Genomic DNA, 22,963 nt, shown 5'->3' with positions numbered 1-22,963 from the left:
GTTTATCGTATTCGAGGTGATAGAGATGTTAGCTGATAAAATTCGTTTAACGGCCAAAGAAATTTTAGAAAAAGAATTTAAAACAGGCATGAGAGGCTATAATCAAGAGGAAGTAGATAAGTATCTAGATTCTGTTATTAAAGATTATGAAGCATTTCATGAAGAAATTGAAGCATTACAAACCGAAAATTTACGCTTAAAAAAGCAAGTAGAAGAGTTATCTAAAAAGCCGCAACAACCTTCGTTTACCCCGCCGCCGGCTCAGCAGCAGCAAGCGGGTACGACAAACTTTGATATTTTAAAACGTTTGTCAAACTTAGAAAAACATGTGTTTGGAAGTAAATTATACGAATAACCTAAAAATAGGAGTTGCATTCAACTCCTATTTTTATTATACTAAGGAAAGTCGTTATCAATAACGTTCGGGTAATTGCTGCATCACATATGAGGATGTAGAGGAAAGTCCATGCTCGCACAGACTGCGATGTCTGTAGTGTTCGTGCCTAGCGAAGTCATAAGCTAGGGTAGCTGTTAAAAGCTAACGGCGGGGAAAAAGCCTAAGTCTTTTTAAGATATGGCTTGACTACTCTGAAAGTGCCACAGTGACGAAGTCTTATCAGAAATGATAAGAGTGGAACGAGGTAAACCCCTCGAGCGAGAAACCCAAATAATGGTAGGGGAACTTTCTGGAAGGAACTGAACGGAAGGAAGGACAAAATGGTTACATTTTGTAGATAGATAATTGCCACCGGAGTACGAGGTAGCTAGCCGCTTGCAGTACAATGGTACAAAACATGGCTTACAGAACGTTATTGAAAAGCAATCGACAATAGTTGTTATACACTATATTTTAATCCAACCCAGCTCTTCATATAACGGAAGAGCTTTTTTTATGTCAAAATGACAGCTTATCATAAGCTGTCATTTTTTTGTACAATCAGGCTGAGCTTGTTGTCAGCCTCAGGTCTTAGGAGAAAATAAAGCTCTAGCTCGTTTTGAAAAAACGTTATCATCCTTAAACTAAGTATATAGAGAAGCGAAAGGAGGAAACAAAATGAAAAAAGTTGGTTTGTTTTTGATTGGTGCGGTAGCTGCTATCGTTCTTCTTGCAAATGCTGGCCCCATGGTAGGACTTGCGCTTGGCTTGGTTATTTTGTACGTAGCATTTAAAGGGTTTGTTAAAGCAGAGACCCCCTTTAAAAAATGGTTCTGGGGGTTTATTGGTGTCGTCGTACTCTTAACAACCGTTTCAAACCTTCCGGCTCTTGCTGGTATCATCGCAGCAGTAGTACTTTACATTGTATATAAAAAGTGGAACAGCAGCAGGCCTATAAAAATGGAAAAAGAAGATCCGTTTAAGCACTTTGAACGTCAGTGGGCTGACTTAAATCAAAAATAATAAAATTTCACTTTATTATCTAAGGAGATGAACAAAATGAGAAACTTATTTACTCGGATGAAAGAAACGATTTCTGCAGACCTTCATCAATTACTTGATCACAAAGAACAAAAAAATCCAATTGCTGCGTTAAATCACTATTTGCGCCAATGCGAGCAGGAGACTGAAAAGGTAAGGCAGCTTGTTGAGCGGCAGCACACGTTAAAAGAGCAGTTTAATCGCGAATACCATCTGGCACTTGACATGATGAAAAAACGTCATGAGCAAGCACAAGTGGCGCAAGCAGCTGAAGAAGCAGAATTACATGAATTTATTGTAAAAGAGCATGCTCACTACGAAGAGAGAGCAAAGCGTGTAAAAGAATCTTATGAAGATGCATCCAAGCAGTTAGAAGAGCTTGAACAAAAGTATGAAGAAATGAAGCATAAGGTAAAAGATATGCATATTCGCCGTATGGAACTAATGGGGCGCGAAAATATTGCTCGTGCGCACCATCGTATGAATTCAGTAATGAAAACGGAAGCATCTTATGCGTCCTACAGTCAGTTTGACGAAATGGAAACCTATATTGACCAGCTTGAAAATCAAATTAATACAAATTACTACAGACAAACGGTAGACAGCAAGATTGCTGAATTAGAAAAAAGAGTAAAATGATCGTAAAAAATCAGTGTTTCTGCATAAAACATGGTATTCTAAAAAAGGCGTAGGTTTCTGCGTCTTTTTAAGGTGAGAGAATAGATATCTGCAGCATCCAAAGAACGCTATGTCATCTACGAGGAGAAAGGAGAGGGAGCTGTGCAAAGCGTAAACAAAACAGAATCTCTTATGTTCATTTTTATTTGCAGCTTATTTGTCCTGTTTATTGAAATTATGTTTTTTCACAGCGGCTTGATCTTTTCTGTATTAATTGCCGGTGCGTTCATGTATATTGGGCGAAAAAAAATGAGAAGAAAATTAGGGCGTATGTTATTTTGGATTGGCGTTATTGGGCTTGTGTTGAATATATTTAATACGGTTGCCTTTAAGTTTTTAGTTATTGCTCTTTTCCTGTACTTTTTACTTAGATTTATTCAATTACGAAAGCATCCGGTTGAATTTAGACCAACTGACGAGTTGACACAGCAGCCAAACCAAAGTTTGGTGCAGGTCCGGCCGGTTTTGACGAATAAACTTCTTGGTAGTCAAAGAACCGAAGACTCCGTATACGAATGGGATGATATTAATATTCAAAGCGTATGGGGAGACATTGTGATTGATTTAAGCAATACTGTTCTGCCAAAAGGCGATGCGGTTATCTTTATTCGTCAAGTGTTTGGAAATATTAAAGTGCTCATTCCTTACGAAACAGAAGTATCTGTGAATCATTCTAAACTAGCAGGAAACGTAACGGTTTTTGGCCATCAGCGCGGCTTTTCGTTCAATGAAAATTTGTCTATCAAAACAGAGGAATTTGATCAATCTGCTCATAGGGTGAAGATTGTTACAACTGTTGTGATTGGAGATTTAGAGGTGCAAAGGATATGAGTATTCTTCAACGGCAGTTATTGTGGGGGATTTTCTTAAGTTTTTTTGTATTTGTATCCGTGCTCCTTACCGTGTTTTTGGCATATCCTGTTTTTCAACTTAGCGACTTATGGAAAACGAGCGTATTTGGCATGCCTTTTGTGCTGTTTTCCTTCAGTTTAAGCCTTACGATTGGAAGTGTGATTGGAGGAATCATGGGGTTTATGTGGAGACAGCAGTGGACATATGTTGAAAACCGATTATATGAAATAGAAAATGGCCACCGGCATATGTCGGCAAATGAACCGCTTATTCAAGAAACGTCTCGAATTATAAGCCGTTTAAACAAAGTAGATCATAAAATGATTTTTCAAGCGCAGCAATCTCAAAAGATGGCAACGGAAAAAGTGGAAAATCAGCAAAAGCAAGTGCAAGAAATTGTTTCTCAAGAACGAAATCGGCTTGCTAGAGAACTGCATGACTCCGTTAGTCAGCAGCTATTTGCCGCTTCGATGCTTATGTCTGCTATTACGGAATCCAATCTTACGCTACAAGACTCTGAAGCTAAGCAATTAAAGATGGTTGAAAAAATGATTAATCAATCACAGCTTGAAATGAGGGCTTTGCTTCTTCATCTTCGTCCTGCAGCATTAAAAGGAAAATCGCTACAGGCTGGAATGAAAGAACTGATGAATGAGCTTGCTCAAAAAGTACCGCTTGAATTAAATTGGAAAATAGAAGGGTTTGAACTTGATAAAGGCATTGAAGACCACTTGTTTAGAATTTTGCAAGAATCCGTATCAAATACGCTGCGTCATGCAAATGCAACAGCTTTAGACGTGCTGCTGATCAAACGTGACTTTTCCATTATTTTACGTATTGTGGATAACGGAGTTGGTTTTGATGTAGAAAAGGAGAAAGTCGGATCGTACGGTCTGCAAAATATGTATGAACGCGCAGTTGAAATTGGAGGCCTATTAAAAATTATTAGTTTGCCCGACAAAGGAACAAAGCTAGAAGTAAAAGTACCGTTAGTAGAAAGAGAGGAGAAGCAAAATGATTAATGTACTGTTAGTAGATGACCATGAAATGGTTCGTATTGGCGTAGGAGCGTATTTGTCGGCTCAAACAGACATTCATGTAATAGCTGAAGCAGCCAATGGCCAACAGGCCGTTGAATTAGGGCTTCAGCTGCGCCCGGATATTATTTTAATGGATTTAGTCATGGAAGAAATGGACGGGATTGAAGCAACAAAACAGCTCATTAAGCAGTGGCCGGAAGCAAAAGTAATTATTGTCACTAGCTTTCTAGATGACGAAAAAGTATATCCCGCTCTAGAGGCAGGGGCAACAAGCTACTTATTAAAAACGTCTAAAGCAGGAGAAATTGCAGCTGCTATTCGCCGTACATATGAGGGGGAATCTGTATTAGAGCCTGAAGTAACCGGTAAAATGATGTCTAAAATGAGAAAGCCGTCTTTACCTCATGAAGAACTCACAGCTCGTGAAATGGAAATTTTACTTTTAATGACACAGGGTAAAACAAATCAAGAGATTGCAGACGAATTATTTATTGCGCTAAAGACGGTAAAAACACATGTGAGCAATTTATTAAGTAAGCTGGATGTGCAGGACCGAACTCAAGCCGTCATTTATGCCTTTAAACACAAATTAGCGCAGTGAGAATCGTTATTCAAAAGAGAATAACGATTTTTTTTGTGAAAAACCTATTTTTTTGCATGTATTCATTATAAAATAGCCATATGCGTAAAGGCGAACGCTTACGTAAAAGCACTATTTTGAGGGGTTGAGCACATGGAAAAGAAATGGTGGAAAGAAGCTGTTGCGTATCAAATCTATCCGCGAAGCTTCATGGATTCAAACGGCGACGGAATTGGTGACATTCAAGGGGTTATTTCAAAATTAGACTATTTATCTGATCTTGGAATTGATGTCATTTGGATTTGCCCGATTTATCAGTCTCCTAACGACGATAATGGCTACGATATCAGTGATTATAAAGATATTATGAAAGATTTTGGAACAATGGAAGACTTTGATGAGCTGTTAGATGAAGTTCACCATCGCGGAATGAAGCTGATTATGGATTTAGTTATTAACCATACTTCAGATGAACATCCTTGGTTTTTAGAATCTAGGTCTGCTAAAGAGAATCCATATCGTGATTATTATATCTGGCACGAAGGTAAAGATGGAAAAGAGCCAAACAACTGGGAATCTATTTTTAGCGGATCAGCTTGGGAGTTCGACGAAAAGACAAAAGAATATTACATGCACGTATTTTCTAAAAAACAGCCCGATTTAAACTGGGAAAACGAAAAAGTACGTCATGAGCTTTATGAAATGGTTAACTGGTGGTTAGATAAAGGAATTGACGGCTTTCGTGTAGATGCTATTTCGCATATTAAGAAAGTGGCCGGCTTCCCAGATCTGCCGAACCCTGAAAAGCTAGATTATGTGCCATCGTTTGAAGGGCATATGAATCGACCGGGAATTCAAGAACATTTAAAAGAGCTAAAAGAAAAAACGTTTGCCAAATACGATATTATGACGGTTGGAGAGGCAAATGGTGTAACATCGGACAGCGCAGATGAGTGGGTAGCTGAAGATGGCGGAAACTTCAATATGATTTTTCAGTTCGAGCATATGGGACTGTGGGATAAAGGAGAAGAAAAACCGCTTGATTTAATCGAGTTAAAAACAATTTTAACTAATTGGCAAAATGGTTTAGAAAAAATTAACGGCTGGAACGCTTTATATTTAGAAAATCATGACCAAATTCGTTCTGTAAATAAATTCGGCAGCACAGCTTACCGAGTGGAAAGTGCAAAGTGCTTAGCTGCACTATACTTTTTAATGAAAGGAACACCGTTTATTTATCAAGGACAAGAACTTGGAATGACCAATGTTAAATTTGATTCTATTGATGATTATGATGATGTTGGGATGATTAACTACTACCGTATTCAGCGTGAAAAAGGCGATTCACATGACGAGATTATGAAAGTTATTTGGGAAACAGGCCGCGATAACTCAAGGACGCCAATGCAGTGGAATACAGAAAAAAATGCAGGATTTTCTACCGGAAACCCTTGGATGAAAGTGAACCCAAATTACGTAGACATTAACGTAGAAGAGCAGAAAAGTGATAAGAATTCGGTACTGAATTTTTACAAACAGCTCATTAAAATTAGAAAACAGCATGATGTGCTGGTGTATGGAACTTATAAGCTGTTGGCAGAAGAAGATTCCGCTATTTACGCGTATACGCGAACATTAGAAGGTAAAACCGCTGTTGTTATTTGTAATATGTCACCGAATAATCAAACGTTCGAGTTTCCTTCAGAGAGCTCATTTACAAACATAGAAGTGCTGATTCATAATTATCCGTTGGATAAAAACGAAACGCTTGAACAATGTACGCTGCACCCATATGAAACACGTGTATACTTACTTTCATAAACAAGTTGAGCAACCGATTGCGCAACTGTAAAGTGGAAAGCTTTTAAAAACAAATTTAAACGTGACATAGGTAAAGAAACTGCTGGCTCTACCAAGAGCGAGCAGTTTCTGCATTTTGATAAAAAGACGGAGAAAGCTTTGACTACGGCGCATGTATATGGTACTTTTACACTTAGTGTAGATAATTAGAAACAAAATGAGGTTGAAAAATGGCGAAATATAAAATTATTGCAACAGCAGCAATGGGAATTGAAGCACTAGTCGCTAAAGAAGTGCGTGCTTTAGGATATGAATGTGAAGTAGATAATGGCAAGGTTATCTTTGAAGGAGACGAGCTTGCAATTGCTCGATGCAATTTATGGCTTCGTACAGCAGATCGAATTAAAGTACAGGTTGGACAGTTCAAAGCTCGTACGTTTGATGAGCTTTTTGAACAAACAAAAGCATTAAATTGGGGAGATTATTTGCCCGTAGATGCACAGTTTCCTGTATCGGGAAAATCAGTTAAATCTAAATTGTTCAGCGTATCAGATTGTCAAAGTATTGTAAAAAAAGCAATTGTTGACAGCATGAAAAAACATTATAACAAAACAACAGGCTGGCTCGAAGAAACGGGGTCAACGTTTAAAATTGAAGTAGCGTTATTAAAAGATGTTGCTACATTAACAATTGACGCAAGCGGTGCAGGACTTCATAAGCGCGGTTACCGCGTAGGACAAGGGGAAGCTCCTTTAAAAGAAACGCTGGCAGCTGCTTTAATTATGCTAACGCCGTGGAATGCGAATCGTCCGTTTGTCGATGTTTTCTGCGGTTCTGGTACAATTGCTATCGAAGCAGCGCTTATTGGTCAAAATATTGCACCAGGATTTAATCGTGACTTCTTATCAGAAGAGTGGCCGTGGATGTCAGCAAGCATTTGGGACAAAGCGCGCGAAGAAGCAGAAGATTTAGCGAACTACGACCAAGTGCTAGATATTGCTGGTCATGATATTGACCATCGTATGGTAAAAGTAGCGGAGCAAAATGCATTTGAAGCTGGACTTGGAGATTTAATTCAATTTAAGCAAATGCAAGTGCGCGATTTTACGACGCCGAAAGAATATGGAATCATTATTGGTAACCCTCCGTACGGCGAACGTTTAAGCGATCGTCCTTCTGTTGAAAAAATGTACGCTGAAATGGGCGAAGCGTTTTCTAAGCTTGATACGTGGTCGATTTATATGCTTACATCTCATGAACAGTTTGAACAGTACTACGGTAAAAAAGCGACGAAAAAACGCAAATTGTTTAACGGATTTATTAAAACAGACTACTATCAGTACTGGGGACCTCGTCCTCCACGCAACGATCAATAAATAAAAAAAGCCAAGCGGTGTAAAAACAGCTTGGCTTTTTTACGTTATTTCTTTTTTAAACCGCGATAAGCTAGCATTCCAAACATGCCTATCCCGAGCACGACAATTAATAAAATAAACCAAAACGTAGCATTAAGCAGGTATTTATATAGTCCGTCATAATAATCATGCATGTACTCACCCCATTATGTTTTTTTATAGTATGGGCGAGTAGCAGGGCAATATATGTATTCATTTCTTTTCAATAGCAGGCTTAAAACGAGAAATGATTAGCTTATTTCTAACATATTTACGAAAGGGAGATCTCATACTAAAACCTAAGAGGTGATAAAATGAGAAAAAATCGATCAGCACGGGTTTTTGGCGGGATGATGCTTCTTTCATGGTTAACCATCCCTTTTATAGGACGACAGCATATTAAGCGCTATTTATCATCTACTATGTTTATTTCCTTTTTAATTATGGTTGAAAGCTATATTGCTGAAAAAAAGAAGTGGTGGATATTCCCTAATCCCCCTCATCCATATTTAACAGGTGAAGCTGCTTTACTTTTAGGTCCATTTTTAGCAGGTTCTTTATGGATTAAAAAGTTCACATATGGCCATTTTGGAAGGTATATGTTATTAAATGCAATCGTAGATACATTTTTTGTTTATCCTTTTCAACGAGCTATGAGCCGTGCAAAGCTTTTTAGGGTAGGCACTTTTAAAGAGTACCATTTGCTAGGTATCTTTCTGTTAAAAGCTGCTTTAATGTACGTTTACCAACACCTAATAGTAGAGAAACCGAAACCTCAGCGTGCTTTAAAAAATAATCCTATAGAATAAAGGGGCAGGCAGGGAAGCGTGATTTTCTTGCCTGCTATTTTAATGCCCCAGAGGTCATTCCTGAAATGAAATGCTTTTGCAAAAACACGTACGCAATCAATAATGGAATAGAAGAAAGAACGACTGCTGAAAACAGCATAGGGTAATTGGTTAGAAATTCCCCTTGAAAGTCCAATAATGCAATAGGCAGCGTTTTTACTTCTTTAGATTTTAATAATAGCAAAGGGAATAACAGATCATTCCACACGATCACAAACGAAAAAATTCCTACTGTAGCCATTGAAGGTATGGAGAGTCGAAGAGCGATTTTTGAATATATTTTCCACTCTGACGCCCCGTCCATGCGAGCGGCTTCGAATAGTTCCTTTGGCAAAGTTTTCATAAACCCCGTTATAATAAACACACCGATAGGAAGCAAAAAACTTATGGAGACGATAATGACCCCTGTTAGCGTATTGACCAGTCCAAGCTTATTCATCAGCAAAAAGACAGGAATCATATTGACTTGAGTAGGGACAATCATTCCGCAAACAAAAAAGCCGTATACAATCCATCCAAGCTTTTGAGGTAGCTGAATAATAGCGTAAGCAATCATGCTTGAAAACCATAGAATAAAAAACGTGCTAAAGACGGTAACAATCACGCTGTTTTTAATATAGCCAAAGATGGGTTCATTGACGAGCAGCTGTTTATAATTTTCAATATTCCAGCCTGCTGGTAATCCAATTGGGTTGCTGTAAAGTTCAGGCGTTGTTTTAAAGGTTGTTAATAAAACCAAGCTTAAGGGCAACAGAATGATTAAACCGTATATCCCTAAAATTAGATGTCTGAATGGATTTTGTTTCATAAAAGAATCTCCTTTTACATTTTGGTCAGGCGAAGTACGCGAAATTGAAGAAACGTTAAAAGAGCAATCACAATCATAAATACAACGGAAATGGCAGAGGCATAGCCAAAACGAAAATTAATAAAAGCTTCGTGATAAAGAAGTGTCGAAAGAATTTCAGTTGAGTTGGAGGGACCTCCATTTGTCATTGCAATGATTAAATCAAATGCTTTAAAGCTTTGTATGGTCGTATAAGCCACAACCATTGTCGTAGCTGGAGCTAAAAGAGGCCACGTAATGCGCTTGAATTTTTGCCATCGTGTTGCTCCATCAATACTAGCAGCTTCATATAACTCACTGGGAATAGCTTGAATTCCAGCTACAAAAATAATAAGCATTTGACCAGTATGTGCCCAAAATTGTACAAAAGCCAAGCTGTAAATGGCGATATGTCCATTTCCGATCCAAGACTGTGTCCAATGCTCAAGGCCTATTTTACTTAAAAATAGGTTAACTCCTCCAATGTTGGGGTCATACATAAAGTTCCACGTGAACGCAATCGACACGGACGAAATAATCGTCGGTACAAAAAAGAGTGAGCGATAAAATGTATTCCATGCAGAATTTCTATAAAGTAAAAGTGCAAATCCCAAGCTCAATAACGTTTGAAAGATCAGCACGCCAATTGTGAACTTTAAGTTGTTTGTAAGCGACTGTGTAAAAATAGCATCGTTTGTTAAAATTTCTTTGAAGTTTTGAAACCCTACAAATGAGAACTGAGAAGACAATCCATTCCAATCAGTTGTACTTAAAAATAAAGCAGAAAGCGTTGGCAATGCAAAGAAAACCGTATATATGACAAAACCAGGAAGCAAAAACAACCATAGATGCCTGCTTTTAGAGATATTTTTAAATGAAAAGAGAGGAAAAGAGAACGAGGGAGTTCTCTTTTCTTCCTCTTGAATAGACGTATTAGTTTTTAGCGACACGTTCTACCTCTCCTTGTGCTTTTTCAGCAGCTTTTTTCGCTGACATACCAGATAGTACGTCCTGTACAGATGTTTCAACAGCTTTTGATACGCGCTCATTTAAAATGGTAAATCGAGGTTGGAAGACCGTTTTTTTGTCTTTCCACTTTGCGCTTTCTTTGAGTTCAGATGAATCATATTTCACGTCTTTGACCGTTAATAACTGGCCAGTAGCATTTGCATACTCAGAAGAAATCTTTGGATCTGCAAGGAAAGTTAAAAATTTCTTAGCAGCTTCTTTGTGTTTTGATTTTTCAGCAACACCTAATAAGAATGTTGTGGTATGAACACCTTCGTATTTGGCTTTATCTTGATCCACTGTAATCGGTGCAAGCAAACCTTGATCAATCTTTGGATTTTGCTGTTTGACTGTAGCCATCATATAAGAACCTTGAGCAAGCATTGCGCCTTTTTCCTGAGCAAAAAGTGCTGCAGCACTTTCTTTTTTCGTACCAAGAGCATCTTTTTGGAAGTAACCTTTATCATTTAATTCTTTAATTTGAGATAGGGTTTTGATAAACCATTCATCAGTTAGCTTGCGCTTGCCCGTTTCTACTTCGTGAAGGGCGTTATTTGTAGGTTCGTTATTCATAATCATTGGGTTAATAAATTGAGAAGGACTTACGTCTCCTGAAAATAAAATCGGCGTGTAACCATTTTTCTTTAATGTTTCAGCTGTTTTTAAAAAGCTATTCCAGTCTTTAGGAACATCTAAATTTAGTTTTTCAAAAATGCCTTTGTTATAGACAGGGATGTTATAGACTAGCTGATAAGGAAGAGCATATTGCGTATTATCCGCTTTACCCGCTTGGATTAGCTTTTCGTCAAATTTGCTCAGTAAGTTTTGGTCGTCCAGCTTTGCAAAACCGTTTGCTTTGCGAATCGTTTCAAATTGACTTCCTGGAAAACTAGCAAATACATCGATGCCTTCTCCAGATAATAGAGATCCTTGAATTTGTGATTGATATGAATCCGAAGGAAAGACGATCATCTCTACATGAATATTTGGGTTTTTCTTTTCAAATTGCTCAATGATAGAATCAAAGGCTTTCGTATCTTCTCCTCGCCAATGCGTAAAGTTAATGGTTACTTTTTTTGAAGAATCGCTGCTGTCGCCGCTTGTTGAACTGTTTTTGCCGCAGCCGGCGATGATCACGGTGAGCATTGCTAACAGAATTAATAATTTTTTCATTTTAGTTCCCCCATTTATAGAATTCTTTTTAGATAGTTATTGGTCAATTTTGATACGATTGGTAGATGCTTGGTCAAAGAAATGAGCATGATTCATTTGAAAATGAAACGGAAAGTGCTGATGAACTTGAATATGTTCATCCCCAGGGATTTTAGCCACAAAGAGCTGCTCTCCTAAACTGCTGTATAGTATGTACTCTGCTCCTAATAACTCAGACACATCTACCGGTAATGAAATATGAGGAGCATCAGAAAAGGCGCGCGTAATATGCTCGGGTCGAATTCCTACAGTAATGAATTGATTATTGTAGCCTTTTTCATGTAACGAATGCATTTGATTTTCTGTCAGTTGAAACTCATGTTCACTGATGTACAGTTTGCTGTTCACTACTTTTCCTGTGAAAAAGTTCATTCCCGGTGAGCCTATAAAACTGGCTACAAACGTATTCTCTGGAGCATTATACACTTGCATAGGTGAACCTATTTGCTGAATTTTTCCGTCTTTCATAACTACGATTCTGCTTGCCATCGTCATGGCTTCTGTTTGATCGTGGGTTACATAAATAATGGTCGTCTGCAGCCTCTGATGAAGCTTACTGATTTCAGCACGCATTTGTACGCGAAGCTTCGCATCAAGGTTAGACAAAGGCTCATCCATTAAAAAAATTTGGGCATTCCGTACAATAGCTCTTCCTAAAGCCACCCGCTGACGCTGACCTCCTGATAATGCTTTTGGCTTGCGTTTTAAATAGGGTTCTAAGTCCAAAATACGAGCCGCTTCACGAACGCGCTCATCAATTTCTTGTTTTGGGACTTTGCGGAGCTGCAAGCCAAATGCCATGTTGTCGTAAACTGTTAAATGAGGGTAAAGGGCGTAGTTTTGAAACACCATTGCAATATCCCGGTCCTTAGAAGGTAAATCGTTTGCACGATCTCCATTAATAAGCAATTCTCCTTCTGTTATCGATTCAAGGCCGGCGATCATTCGAAGGGTAGTGGATTTGCCGCACCCTGAAGGTCCTACAAATACAATAAATTCTTTGTCTTGAATATGAAGATTAAAATTATCAACTGCAAGACTATGTTTTCCGTATTTTTTATACACATGCTGCAACTGCAGTTCTGCCATTTTTTTCTCCTCTCAGCAGGCTTTTAAAAAATAAAAGCCTCTAATTGCACAGACGGATTGTACGTGTATCTGGCAATTAGAGGCTATCGGTTGACCGGTAAGCCTGTAGTATGTAGTTTTGAGTGATTGAATCTGTAAGTAATTTTAAAATATATTATTCCTATATGTCAAGTGAGAATTAAAATATTTTAATAAGTTCGATTATTTTCTTAAATGAAAGAATCCATTTATTAAGCCAGAGATGCTGGTTTTGAGAATAAAATAAACAGCTGGTGTATAGAATGATAGTATTCACTTTTATAGTAAGCACTACAGAGAGAGGATGTTTATAAATGGATAGAAACACGCAGTTCACTATGATTCGGCAAGCGTTGGAAAACAGCTATCATTTAATGCAGCAGGGAATAGAAGTTAGCGGAGAGACGCTTACTCAGCTGGAACAAGCAAAAGCCGAGTATGAAGCGGCCTTTTTATTGTCTCATTCCACGGATTCCAAATTCCGCTGCAATTAATTTTTTAATAGCACTTATTCCGTTTGCGTTCTATACACCCAGCTTTTATACAAAAAGGTTCTGTCCTTACAGGCAGAACTTTTTTATGTTCAGCTCTTTTTATTGACATTTTAGATAAAGTAGTCAATAATTAAGTTTTGCTTACATGAGAAATTTACTAGATAAAAAGAAGTGAAGCTAATTTTTATTGATAGATATTTACATAAATAAAGGAGTCAGTATCGATGATGAGAGAGCGGTTGCCTTTTACAATTGAGCGGGATGAAAACTTTTTTGACAAATTAAATGAATGGATAGGTGATGTTTTTTATGATCATCTTCCAGACGCAGGATTAGAACTTCGGGATGAACAAATTTTTATGGCTTTTCAAATCGAACGAGCTTTTAAAGAAAAAAATGTAATCTTTGCAGAAGCAGGTGTAGGAACAGGGAAAACCATTGTGTATTTACTGTACGCTATTTGTTATGCAAGGTATATTGGCAAGCCGGCTATTATTGCCTGTGCGGATGAAACATTAATTGAACAGTTAGTAAAAGCCGAAGGAGACATTGCCAAGCTCTCTGGTATTTTAGATATTAACATGGATGTTCGCCTAGCAAAATCTCAAGATCAGTATCTGTGTTTAAAGAAATTAGATGCTGTGACAGCGCGAACAGATAATGAAAACATTGAAGAAATTTACGATACGCTTCCTGATTTTGTTCATGATCATAGTGGTATGCAGTCGTTCTATCACTACGGAGACCGTAAAGAATATCCTCATTTAACGGATGAGGAATGGAATCAAATTAACTGGGATACGTTTCAAGATTGCTCTTCCTGTGAGCAGCGTCATAGATGTGGCTTAACGCTTTCACGCGAGCACTATAGAAAAGCACATGACTTAATTATTTGCTCTCACGATTTTTACATGGAACACATTTGGACATATGAAGCCCGCAAGCGTGAAGGACAGCTTCCGCTTCTTCCTGAAAGCAGCTGTGTTGTATTTGATGAAGGTCACCTGCTGGAATTTGCTGCACAAAAGGCTTTAACGTATCGCATTCAAGAAGATACGTTAGAAAACTTGTTAACGCGTCTATTAGAAAATGACGTGCGAGAAGAATTTGCTGTGAAGATCGAGCACGCTATCGATGTGTATGCAATGTTCTTTGACCGTTTAAGTGAAGCAAGCACAGAAATTGTTGGTTCTAGCCGTAAAGAAGTAGCCCGAACAAACGGATTACAAAGTGTAGGAAAAGAACTTTTATCGCTGCTTGAACATATCGGAAACGAGCTTGTGTTTGAGAGTGAGACCTATACAGTAGACGAATATACGCTGCGAATTGTAGATGAGTACCTAGATCAAATTGATTATTCGCTGCGCTTATTTATGGACAACGAAAATGCCATCTACTGGGTGGAAGAAAACAACTGGCAGCTGACGTTGGTTATTATGCCGCAAGCAGTAAAAGACGTCTTAAAAGAACGAGTATTTGCGAAGAAAATACCATACATTTTCACTTCTGCCACTCTTTCAGATAACCAATCGTTCGATTATTTAGCATATAGCTTAGGAATTGCAAAGCCGCTTTCTTTTTCAGTTGAATCGCCATTTGATTATGATGAGCAAATGAAAATTGCGGTGAAAAATGTTTCGGATGATCAAGAAGAAGCGTTTGCTGAAAAATTTGCCTTTGCTGTTGCTCAGCTCGAAAAAACGAACGGACGAGCACTTTTATTGTTTAACAGTAAAGAAGAACTAGAGATGTTCAAAGAAGTTTCCAAAGAGTTAAATCAGTACACATTTTTATTTGAAGGCGATCAAGAAATCAGTAAATTAGTGTCTCAGTTCCAAAGGGAAGAAGAAACGATTTTATGCGCTGTTCATTTGTGGGAAGGGTTGGATATTCCTGGGCCTTCGTTATCGAATGTAATTATTTGGTCTCTGCCGTATCCGCCAAATGATCCGGTCTTTGAAGCAAAGCGCAATCAAGTAGTCGATCCATTTTGGGATGCAGATATGCCGTATATGCTTCTTCGCTTAAAACAAGGAGTTGGAAGGCTGATTCGCTCTCATAATGATAAGGGTCTAATCACGATCTTTATGCCAAAAAGCACAGATTCAAAAGTGCGTTCAATCATTGAACAAAATGTTCCAACGAAAATAGAAAACGTATAAAAAAGCGCGGTGGCAGCCGCGCTTTTTTATATGCACAATAGATTGAATTTTCAGTTATATACACACCGTTACTATTATGATAAAATAATTTATGGTGAAATAAGGAAAGTAAGGAGGAAAAAACAATGAGAGAAGACATACAGAAAATTGAGAAACAGTTTTATGAATACATGAATAAAATCAAAAGTTATCACGAGGCAATCGGAGTGATGTACTGGGATTTGAGAACGGGTGCTCCAAAAAAAGGGGCGGATCAGCGTTCTGAAGTGATTGGCATGATGTCATCAGAAGCGTTCAATCTTTCCGTTTCTAATGAAATGGCAGGTTTTATTGAGAAATTAACGAACCCTGAGTCACAGCCTTACATAAACGATATTACGAAAAAAGCAGTGGAAGAATGTAAAAAAGAATATGACTTAAATAAAAAGATTCCTCCACACGAATATAAAGAATACGTTACGTTAACTTCAAAAGCGGAGTCAATTTGGGAAGAAGCAAAAGAAAAAGCAGATTTTGCTTTATTTCAACCGTATCTTGAAAAAATTGTAGCGTTTAATCAGAAGTTTGTGGAGTATTGGGGGTATGAAGGAAACAAATATAACCGTTTATTAGACCTTTTTGAACCGGGAATGACGGTTGAAATTTTAGACGAGGTATTTGGAAAGCTGCGGGAGCATATTGTGCCTCTTGTTCAGCGAATCGCCGGGTCAAATACAAAGCCCAATACGGAATTTTTATTCCGTACTTTCCCAAAAGAAGCGCAAAAGCAATTTAGTCTAGACGTGTTAAAAACACTCGGCTATGATTTTGAAGCGGGGAGACTTGATGAAACCGTCCATCCTTTTGCTACTGGCTTAAACCCGGGAGATGTGCGCATCACCACTAAATATGCCGAGAACGATTTCCGAACGGCTATTTTTGGCACGATTCACGAATGTGGCCATGCTTTATATGAGCAGAATATTTCAAAGGATCTTGTTGGCACGGTTCTATGTGAAGGTACTTCAATGGGAATTCATGAATCACAGTCGCTGTTTTTTGAGCAGTTTGTCGGGAAAAATAAAGCATTTTGGCAGCATCATTACGACGTACTAAAAAAGCATGCGCCGGAACAATTTGACGATGTAGGTTTAGAAGATTTTTACCGAGGAGTAAATGAAGCAAAACCGTCTCTTATTCGTATTGAAGCAGATGAGTTAACGTATCCTCTTCATATTATGATTCGTTACGAAATTGAAAAAGGATTAATAAACGGGGAGTATAAAGTTGAGGATTTACCGGAAATTTGGAATGAGAAATACGAAGAATATTTAGGGGTTCGTCCAAGTCACGATGGAGAAGGCGTGCTTCAGGACGTACACTGGGCCGGAGGAAGCTTTGGGTACTTCCCTTCCTATGCTCTGGGCTATATGTACGCAGCGCAGTTTAAGCATACCATGTTAAAAGACTTGCCTAATTATGATGAACTCTTGGAAAAAGGAGAAATTTCGCCTATTACAAATTGGTTAACAGAACATATTCACCAGTACGGAAAAATGAAAAAACCTCTTGAAATTTTAAACGATGTGACGGGTGAAGGGCTAAATGTAGATTATTTAATTCAATATCTAGAAGAGAAATACGGACAAATTTATCACGTATAAAAAGTGCTATAACCGAATATTATGTTTTGTATTGCAAGTAAATGTTCGAAAATATCTTTTTTAGATATTTTCAAATAAAAGATTTACTGATATAATACAAGTAACTCAATAACACACTCATATAATGACGAGAATAAGGCTCGTAAGTATCTACCAAACTACCGTAAATAGTTTGACTATGGGTGAGCGATGAAGTTTGTTTTTCACTTTTGTGCGTAAAAGCTCAAAAACATTGCTCTACTCATATACGAGTGCAGCTATGTTTTTGAGCTTTTTTAATACAAACGTTGGAGGAACGAACTATGAAAGCTTTGCAAAACAAAATTTTAACAGATGGAATCGTATTATCGGACACGGTTTTAAAAGTAGACACATTTTTAAACCACCAAATGGATCCTGTACTGATGAAAGAAATTGGAGAAGAATTTGCTTCGCGCTTTGAAAATGCAGGAATTACGAAGATTTTAACGATTGAATCATCAGGAATTGCTCCAGCGATTATGACCGCATTGAAGCTAAACGTTGGGATGGTGTTTGCCAGAAAAAGAAAATCTTTAACACTTCAAGACGGACTCATTACATCAAAAGTATATTCATTTACAAAAAAAGAAGAAAATGAAATTTCAGTTGCTGATAAATTTATTCGAGAAGATGACGTGATTTTAATTATTGATGACTTTTTAGCAAACGGCCAAGCTGCATTCGGCTTGATGGATATCGTGCAAAAAGCAGGTGCTAAAGTAGGCGGCATTGGTATTGTTATTGAAAAAGCGTTCCAAGATGGAGGAAAACAAATTCGTAAATCAGGCGTTAAAGTAGAATCATTAGCGCGCATTCAGTCTTTATCAAATGGTAAAGTTACATTTGCTGAAGATAAACCAACAGTGGAGGTTTAATATGAATAAAGGAAAAGTCTTTTCACTTGGTTTACAGCATGTTTTAGCTATGTACGGAGGTGCGATTGTTGTCCCTCTTATTGTTGGAGGAGCCATTGGCTTGACTCAGCAGCAGCTTACGTATTTAGTGGCGATTGACTTATTTATGTGCGGTGTGGCAACGTTACTGCAAGTATGGAAAAATCGTTTTTTCGGTATTGGTCTTCCAGTTGTATTAGGGTGTACGTTTACTGCCGTAGGACCTATGATTTCAATTGGAGGTTCTTACGGCGTTTCCTCCATATATGGTTCTATTATCGTCGCCGGTTTACTCATTGTCCTTCTTTCTGCTTTTCTAGGTAAATTGGTTAAGTTTTTCCCTCCTTTAGTTACGGGTTCGGTTGTAACGATTATTGGAATTACGTTAATTCCTGTAGCGATTAAAGATTTAGCTGGAGGAGAAGGAAGTAAAGATTTTGGCAGCTTGAGCAATTTAGGTTTAGGTTTTGGCGTTTTGCTATTAATTATTGTTCTGTATCGATTTACAAAAGGATTTATGCGCTCCGTCTCTGTGTTATTAGGATTGGTTGTTGGAACAATTGCAGCGTCTTTTATGGGGAAAGTCGATTTTTCCGGCGTAAAAGAAGAAGCGTGGATTCATATGCCGCACGTGTTTTACTTTGGGATGCCAACGTTTAATATTATGGCCATCCTGACAATGTTCCTTGTTTTACTTGTTGGCATTGTCGAGTCCACAGGCGTTTATTTTGCCGTTAGTGATATTTGTAAAAAAGAAGTGGATGAAAAAGATTTATCTAAAGGCTATCGTGCAGAAGGATTGGCGATTTTATTAGGCGGATTTTTTAACGCATTTCCTTATACAGCGTATTCTCAAAATGTAGGACTTTTACAGTTGTCAGGTGTTCGCACAAGAAATGTTGTGTTTGCAGCGAGTGGAATTTTAATCATTTTGGGCTTTCTACCTAAAATCGCAGCCGTGACGACAGTTATCCCGAGCTCTGTACTTGGAGGAGCTATGGTAGCCATGTTTGGGATGGTCATCTCTTCAGGTATAAAAATCCTTAGTCAAGTTGATTTAGCAAAACAAGAAAACCTTCTTGTAATTGCATGTTCGGTTGGTATGGGTCTAGGGGTGACGGTTGTACCTGAACTCTTCAAAAACTTACCAGAGAGTCTTCAAGTTCTCACTGGAAGCGGTATTGTGATGGGGAGTTTTACAGCAATCTTTTTAAATATTGTCTTTAATATGATGAAATCACCACGTGCGCAAGTTGCGGAAACAAAATTAGCAAATGAAGTAATATCGAAATAAAAAGAGGCTGGCGCCAAAATATTTTAGTTGAAGAAGATCCGAACGATTAATCGTTCGGATCTTTTCAATGTCATAGGGAACATAGCTGTAACAAGCGATTCATAGTAGATTATTTGTCCAATTTGGTCGTCGTTCCTATTAAGAACGTGTTTTGAAAAACAGTGTATAAAGCATTTTCCCCACGTCAGGATTTTTTGCCACTAATGAAATTTCCCTTTTGAATTTGAAGTCTGTAATAGGCAATGCTTTAATGTTTGAGCTTTGTAAATGGCGCATAAAAATTTCAGGGAGAATTGAAATACCTAAATTAGCTGAAATAAATCCCATAATACTTTGAGCAAATTCAATTTCATTGGCAATGGAAATTTTTAAGTTATGACGATTGTACGCTTTTTCTACTAGTGTCCGAACATCGCACCCTGGAGGGAGAACTACAATGGGTTCTTCTTTGAAATCTTCAAATGATACGCTTTCTTTTTCGGCTAACGCGTGCTGATCATTCACAAATAAATAAAAGTCTTCTTTGAATAATAATTTTGACCAGTAGGTATGTTGAATCTCTCGATCATCAAATAAAGCTCCATCAATTTGATTGCTTTCTAACTGCTCTAACAAATCATAATAGTGATGCGAGGTTTTTATATCAATATGGCGATTGTGATCTTTAGCAGAAGCCAGTTGATAAGGTAAGTAAAAAGCAGCCATACTTTGCCACGTTCCGATAGTTAAATCACAAGCTTCTTGCGTAGACACTAATTTTTTTTGAAGAGCATGAACGCTTGATAGTATGGATTCACCTTCTTGTAAAAGAATTTCACCTGCTGAGGTTAATTCTACTCCTGTAGCGGAGCGAATAAATAATGTTACTCCTAAATCTTCTTCTAGTTTTCTCATTTGCTTACTGAGCGCGGGCTGCGTCATATGCAGCTGTTCGCTTGCTTTGCTTAAGCTTTTTGTTTTGGCTGTTTCAATAAAAGACTCAAGCCATTCTGTTTTCATATTTATCACCTATAACCTTTTGTTATACCCATAGTATAGAAGGGAAGTTCTCATAAATCAACGAAGATGCTAGTGTATATAGTGTAGTTAACACAGCGCAAAGAAATTCACACAACTAGGAGGATGAATGATGTATCCAAACAAACTATATATTAACGGTGAATGGACAACAACAGAAGAGAAAATTGATGTGATTAATCCAGCAACAAAAGAAGTTATAGGACAAATTCCCAAGGCAGGCGCAAAGGAAGCAGCACTTGCCGCTGATGCAGCAGCGACAGCTTTTAAAACATGGTCGAAAAGAACCGCTCAAGAGCGCAGTGCTATTTTAATGAGATGGCATCAACTTATTGAAAATCATAAAGATGAACTAGCAGAAATTATGACAACGGAACAAGGCAAACCATTTGCAGAAGCAAAAGGTGAAGTGCAGTATGGCAATGATTATATTGCTTGGTTTGCTGAAGAAGGAAAGCGTGTATATGGTGAAACGATTCCAGCTCATCATACGCATAAGCGTATTACGGTTAAAAAACAGCCTGTTGGCGTTGTAGCAGCTATTACGCCATGGAACTTCCCTGCAGCCATGATTACGCGTAAAGTGGCCCCAGCTCTTGCAGCAGGATGTACAATTGTTTTAAAACCATCTGAAGAAACACCATTTACAGCATTTCGTTTAGTAGAACTCGCAGAAGAAGCGGGCGTTCCACAAGGTGTGATCAATGTTGTTACTGGAGATGCAGCAGCTATTGGCGACACATGGCAAAAAGACGGACGCATCCGAAAATTAACATTTACTGGTTCAACAGCGGTTGGTAAACATCTAATGCGGGGTGCTGCTGATACTGTGAAAAAATTATCGCTGGAATTAGGCGGTCATGCACCGTTTATCGTAACAGAAAATGCAGATTTAGACGCTGCTGTAAACGGCGTAATTGCTTCTAAGTTTGTCAACGCAGGTCAAACGTGCATCTGCACAAACCGCGTATACGTACAAGAATCCATTGCAGATGCTTTCGTTGAAAAATTTGCAGCAAAAGCGGCGAAATTAACACTAGGAAACGGATTAGAAGAAGGTACACAAGTTGGACCGTTAATTAACGACAAAGCGGTTGAGAAAGTAAAAGCACAAATTGCGGATGCAAAAAGTAAAGGAGCTAAAGTTGTAGTTGGCGGACAAGCTATAACAACTAAAAACGGTTTCTTTATGGAGCCGACAATTATCACAAATGTAACTGATGACATGAATTGCATGTTTGAAGAAACGTTTGGACCATTGGCACCTGTAGCAACATTCAAAACAGTAGAAGAAGCCGTAGAACGAGCAAACAATAGCCCTTATGGTTTAGCAGCTTACGTATTTACAGAAAACATCAAAGAAGCAACATTTGTATCTGAAGAATTAGAATACGGCATTGTAGGAGTAAATGATGGCTCTCCATCTGCAGCTCAAGCTCCATTCGGCGGCTTTAAAGAAAGTGGCCTTGGACGTGAAGGAAGTCATTACGGCATTGAAGATTATTTAGAAGTAAAATATATCTCAATGGGACTTTAATAAAAAGTAGGACAAAAATAGTTTAGTCGAAGTGAAATACGAACTAGCAACTAATAATCAAAATTATTGGTTGTTAGTTCGTATTTTTTTATTGTTAAGATGGACGTAGCTTTCATGCGTTTCGTTGCTTCTAGCGGATTAATCCCATTTGTTCGTCTTTAGGTCGGAGTGATTTCGTTGTGTCCCAGCCTCTTTTTTATGCACTTTTGTAAAGAAAATTTGAAATAATAGTTCTTTAACGCAATTAATTGCATTTCTAGGATGTCTGTGCAAGAATAAATATTTCAAAAATGGTTTAGCTTTGTTTAAAGCGTGGGTAATACAACAAATGCACATGATTGCTTGTTAGATGAAAGGAAAAGCAGAACTTTACCACTGATAAATTACGCAAGCTAGAACCAAAATAGTAGTACTGAATGGTGAAAAATATAGGAGTTGATATAGATGATTACAGCAGAGAAAAACATAGTGAAATTTAAAGCAAAAGACGGACGTGAAGTCACTATACGCCCTGCAAAGGCAAATGATGCAGAGCATATTACAACAGCGGTAAGAGAAATTATTGAGGCCGGGGAATTTATTCAAAAAGATGAGCCGCGCACAGTCCAAGAAGAGCAAGATTTTATTGCATCAGTAGAAAAGAACAATCACATGTACGTTGTAGCTGAAGTCGAAGGTGAAGTGCTTGGAATCGCACGTGTTCTGAGAGGCGAAATTAAAATGAAGCGCCACACGGGGCTCTTCCGTACATGGCTTATTTCAAAAGCACAGGGAATGGGAATAGGAAAACAATTTATGAATTATACGCTAAACTGGTGCAAAGAAAATAATCTTCATAAACTTTCTTTAACTGTGTTTGCTTCTAATAAAGTGGCATACGAATTGTATAAAAAGGTAGGATTTGAACAAGAAGGTGTTATGAAAGAACAAGCTTATTTCAACAATGAATATGTAGATGAAATCTATATGTCCATTTTCTTTTCATAAAAAATAAGCACTTATTTTCGTCAATCCATAAATTGTATCTGTACATTCAGATTATTTGCGCTATAATAAAAGTGCACAACAAACATACACTTCTTCAAAACGTAGACTTTCCTGAGTTACAGGAAAGTTTTTTTATGTTTCACCTCCATTCCA

The 22,963-nt window shown here is 37.9% G+C and carries 22 protein-coding genes, 1 other RNA gene and 1 riboswitch; of the genes, 17 read left to right on the top strand and 6 right to left on the bottom strand.

Annotation, left to right across the window (positions count from 1 at the left end; genetic code table 11):
- Positions 1-25: 25 nt before the first annotated feature.
- The 9 genes from gpsB to ACH0CI_RS12130 all read left to right on the top strand — a co-directional run bounded on the left by gpsB (position 26) and on the right by ACH0CI_RS12130 (position 7,743).
- Positions 26-355 carry a cell division regulator GpsB gene (gene gpsB, locus ACH0CI_RS12170; RefSeq protein WP_116371885.1) on the top strand — a complete coding sequence of 110 codons (330 nt, stop codon included), beginning with the start codon at positions 26-28 and terminating at the stop codon, positions 353-355.
- 63 nt (positions 356-418) lie between these two features.
- An RNA gene (rnpB, locus tag ACH0CI_RS12165) (RNase P RNA component class B) lies at positions 419-807 on the top strand.
- Between the two features lie 247 nt (positions 808-1,054).
- Entirely contained in the window at positions 1,055-1,399 is a 345-nt protein-coding gene (locus ACH0CI_RS12160) for a lmo0954 family membrane protein (protein WP_028414056.1), read from the top strand.
- 36 nt (positions 1,400-1,435) lie between these two features.
- The gene (locus ACH0CI_RS12155; protein ID WP_406901508.1) at positions 1,436-2,056 is read left to right on the top strand and encodes a PspA/IM30 family protein; all 621 of its coding nucleotides are present in this window, start codon (positions 1,436-1,438) and stop codon (positions 2,054-2,056) included.
- 141 nt (positions 2,057-2,197) lie between these two features.
- Entirely contained in the window at positions 2,198-2,926 is a 729-nt protein-coding gene (liaF, locus tag ACH0CI_RS12150) for a cell wall-active antibiotics response protein LiaF (RefSeq protein ID WP_028414054.1), read from the top strand.
- Entirely contained in the window at positions 2,923-3,969 is a 1,047-nt protein-coding gene (locus tag ACH0CI_RS12145; RefSeq protein ID WP_165635696.1) for a sensor histidine kinase, read from the top strand. Before liaF ends, ACH0CI_RS12145 begins: the two co-directional genes overlap by 4 nt.
- A complete protein-coding gene (locus ACH0CI_RS12140; protein ID WP_028414052.1) occupies positions 3,962-4,588 on the top strand; it encodes a response regulator in 627 nt (208 codons plus the stop codon). Before ACH0CI_RS12145 ends, ACH0CI_RS12140 begins: the two co-directional genes overlap by 8 nt.
- Positions 4,589-4,720: 132 nt before the next feature.
- Positions 4,721-6,388 carry a glycoside hydrolase family 13 protein gene (locus tag ACH0CI_RS12135; protein WP_028414051.1) on the top strand — a complete coding sequence of 556 codons (1,668 nt, stop codon included), beginning with the start codon at positions 4,721-4,723 and terminating at the stop codon, positions 6,386-6,388.
- A 209-nt stretch (positions 6,389-6,597) separates the two neighbouring features.
- Positions 6,598-7,743 (top strand): THUMP domain-containing class I SAM-dependent RNA methyltransferase, encoded by a 1,146-nt coding sequence (locus ACH0CI_RS12130; RefSeq protein ID WP_028414050.1) that lies wholly within the window; start codon positions 6,598-6,600, stop codon positions 7,741-7,743.
- A gap of 44 nt (positions 7,744-7,787) precedes the next feature.
- Here the strand turns inward: ACH0CI_RS12130 and ACH0CI_RS12125 are convergent, their stop codons facing one another.
- Positions 7,788-7,916, bottom strand: a complete 129-nt coding sequence (locus tag ACH0CI_RS12125; protein WP_013056148.1) for a hypothetical protein — start codon at positions 7,914-7,916, stop codon at positions 7,788-7,790.
- Positions 7,917-8,075: 159 nt separating this feature from the next.
- Here ACH0CI_RS12125 and ACH0CI_RS12120 point away from each other — a divergent pair, with 159 nt between their 5' ends.
- On the top strand, positions 8,076-8,570 hold the full coding sequence (locus ACH0CI_RS12120; protein WP_028414049.1) for a hypothetical protein: 495 nt from the start codon (positions 8,076-8,078) through the stop codon (positions 8,568-8,570).
- A 34-nt stretch (positions 8,571-8,604) separates the two neighbouring features.
- On the opposite strand, the gene ACH0CI_RS12115 is transcribed toward ACH0CI_RS12120, so the two are convergent.
- Genes ACH0CI_RS12115 through ACH0CI_RS12100 form a run of 4 tightly spaced genes read right to left on the bottom strand, consistent with a single transcriptional unit; the run spans position 8,605 to position 12,744 of the window.
- The gene (locus ACH0CI_RS12115) at positions 8,605-9,417 is read right to left on the bottom strand and encodes a carbohydrate ABC transporter permease (protein ID WP_033578442.1); all 813 of its coding nucleotides are present in this window, start codon (positions 9,415-9,417) and stop codon (positions 8,605-8,607) included.
- A gap of 14 nt (positions 9,418-9,431) precedes the next feature.
- A complete protein-coding gene (locus tag ACH0CI_RS12110; protein WP_028414047.1) occupies positions 9,432-10,385 on the bottom strand; it encodes a carbohydrate ABC transporter permease in 954 nt (317 codons plus the stop codon).
- On the bottom strand, positions 10,369-11,616 hold the full coding sequence (locus ACH0CI_RS12105; protein ID WP_406901507.1) for an ABC transporter substrate-binding protein: 1,248 nt from the start codon (positions 11,614-11,616) through the stop codon (positions 10,369-10,371). The genes ACH0CI_RS12110 and ACH0CI_RS12105 overlap by 17 nt, the downstream gene beginning before the upstream one ends.
- A 36-nt stretch (positions 11,617-11,652) precedes the next feature.
- Positions 11,653-12,744 (bottom strand): ABC transporter ATP-binding protein, encoded by a 1,092-nt coding sequence (locus ACH0CI_RS12100; RefSeq protein WP_406901506.1) that lies wholly within the window; start codon positions 12,742-12,744, stop codon positions 11,653-11,655.
- A 332-nt stretch (positions 12,745-13,076) separates the two neighbouring features.
- On the opposite strand from ACH0CI_RS12100, the gene ACH0CI_RS12095 reads away from it, so the two are divergent.
- From ACH0CI_RS12095 to ACH0CI_RS12075, 5 genes are all read left to right on the top strand, one after another.
- Complete coding sequence (locus tag ACH0CI_RS12095; protein WP_028407999.1) at positions 13,077-13,256, top strand: hypothetical protein; 180 nt, start codon at positions 13,077-13,079, stop codon at positions 13,254-13,256.
- A 224-nt stretch (positions 13,257-13,480) separates the two neighbouring features.
- Positions 13,481-15,418, top strand: coding sequence for an ATP-dependent DNA helicase (locus tag ACH0CI_RS12090; RefSeq protein WP_013056155.1), 1,938 nt, complete (start codon positions 13,481-13,483; stop codon positions 15,416-15,418).
- A gap of 125 nt (positions 15,419-15,543) precedes the next feature.
- The gene (locus ACH0CI_RS12085; RefSeq protein WP_028414043.1) at positions 15,544-17,061 is read left to right on the top strand and encodes a carboxypeptidase M32; all 1,518 of its coding nucleotides are present in this window, start codon (positions 15,544-15,546) and stop codon (positions 17,059-17,061) included.
- Between the two features lie 97 nt (positions 17,062-17,158).
- A riboswitch (purine riboswitch) is annotated at positions 17,159-17,260 on the top strand.
- Between the two features lie 103 nt (positions 17,261-17,363).
- The gene (locus ACH0CI_RS12080) at positions 17,364-17,957 is read left to right on the top strand and encodes a xanthine phosphoribosyltransferase (RefSeq protein ID WP_406901504.1); all 594 of its coding nucleotides are present in this window, start codon (positions 17,364-17,366) and stop codon (positions 17,955-17,957) included.
- A 1-nt stretch (position 17,958) separates the two neighbouring features.
- Positions 17,959-19,269 (top strand): nucleobase:cation symporter-2 family protein, encoded by a 1,311-nt coding sequence (locus tag ACH0CI_RS12075; protein ID WP_033578447.1) that lies wholly within the window; start codon positions 17,959-17,961, stop codon positions 19,267-19,269.
- A gap of 138 nt (positions 19,270-19,407) precedes the next feature.
- Here the strand turns inward: ACH0CI_RS12075 and ACH0CI_RS12070 are convergent, their stop codons facing one another.
- On the bottom strand, positions 19,408-20,268 hold the full coding sequence (locus ACH0CI_RS12070) for a LysR family transcriptional regulator (protein ID WP_406901503.1): 861 nt from the start codon (positions 20,266-20,268) through the stop codon (positions 19,408-19,410).
- Positions 20,269-20,398: 130 nt separating this feature from the next.
- On the opposite strand from ACH0CI_RS12070, the gene ACH0CI_RS12065 reads away from it, so the two are divergent.
- Together ACH0CI_RS12065 and ACH0CI_RS12060 are read left to right on the top strand one after the other, a co-directional pair.
- On the top strand, positions 20,399-21,823 hold the full coding sequence (locus ACH0CI_RS12065) for an NAD-dependent succinate-semialdehyde dehydrogenase (RefSeq protein WP_406901502.1): 1,425 nt from the start codon (positions 20,399-20,401) through the stop codon (positions 21,821-21,823).
- A gap of 444 nt (positions 21,824-22,267) precedes the next feature.
- Positions 22,268-22,810 (top strand): GNAT family N-acetyltransferase, encoded by a 543-nt coding sequence (locus tag ACH0CI_RS12060; RefSeq protein WP_406901501.1) that lies wholly within the window; start codon positions 22,268-22,270, stop codon positions 22,808-22,810.
- The last annotated feature ends 153 nt before the right edge of the window (positions 22,811-22,963 follow it).

The sequence above is a fragment of the Priestia sp. 179-F W1.4 NHS genome (assembly GCF_045369295.1).
In the GTDB taxonomy this organism is placed as follows: domain Bacteria; phylum Bacillota; class Bacilli; order Bacillales; family Bacillaceae_H; genus Priestia; species Priestia zanthoxyli.
This window is presented reverse-complemented; position numbering and strand designations above follow the sequence as displayed.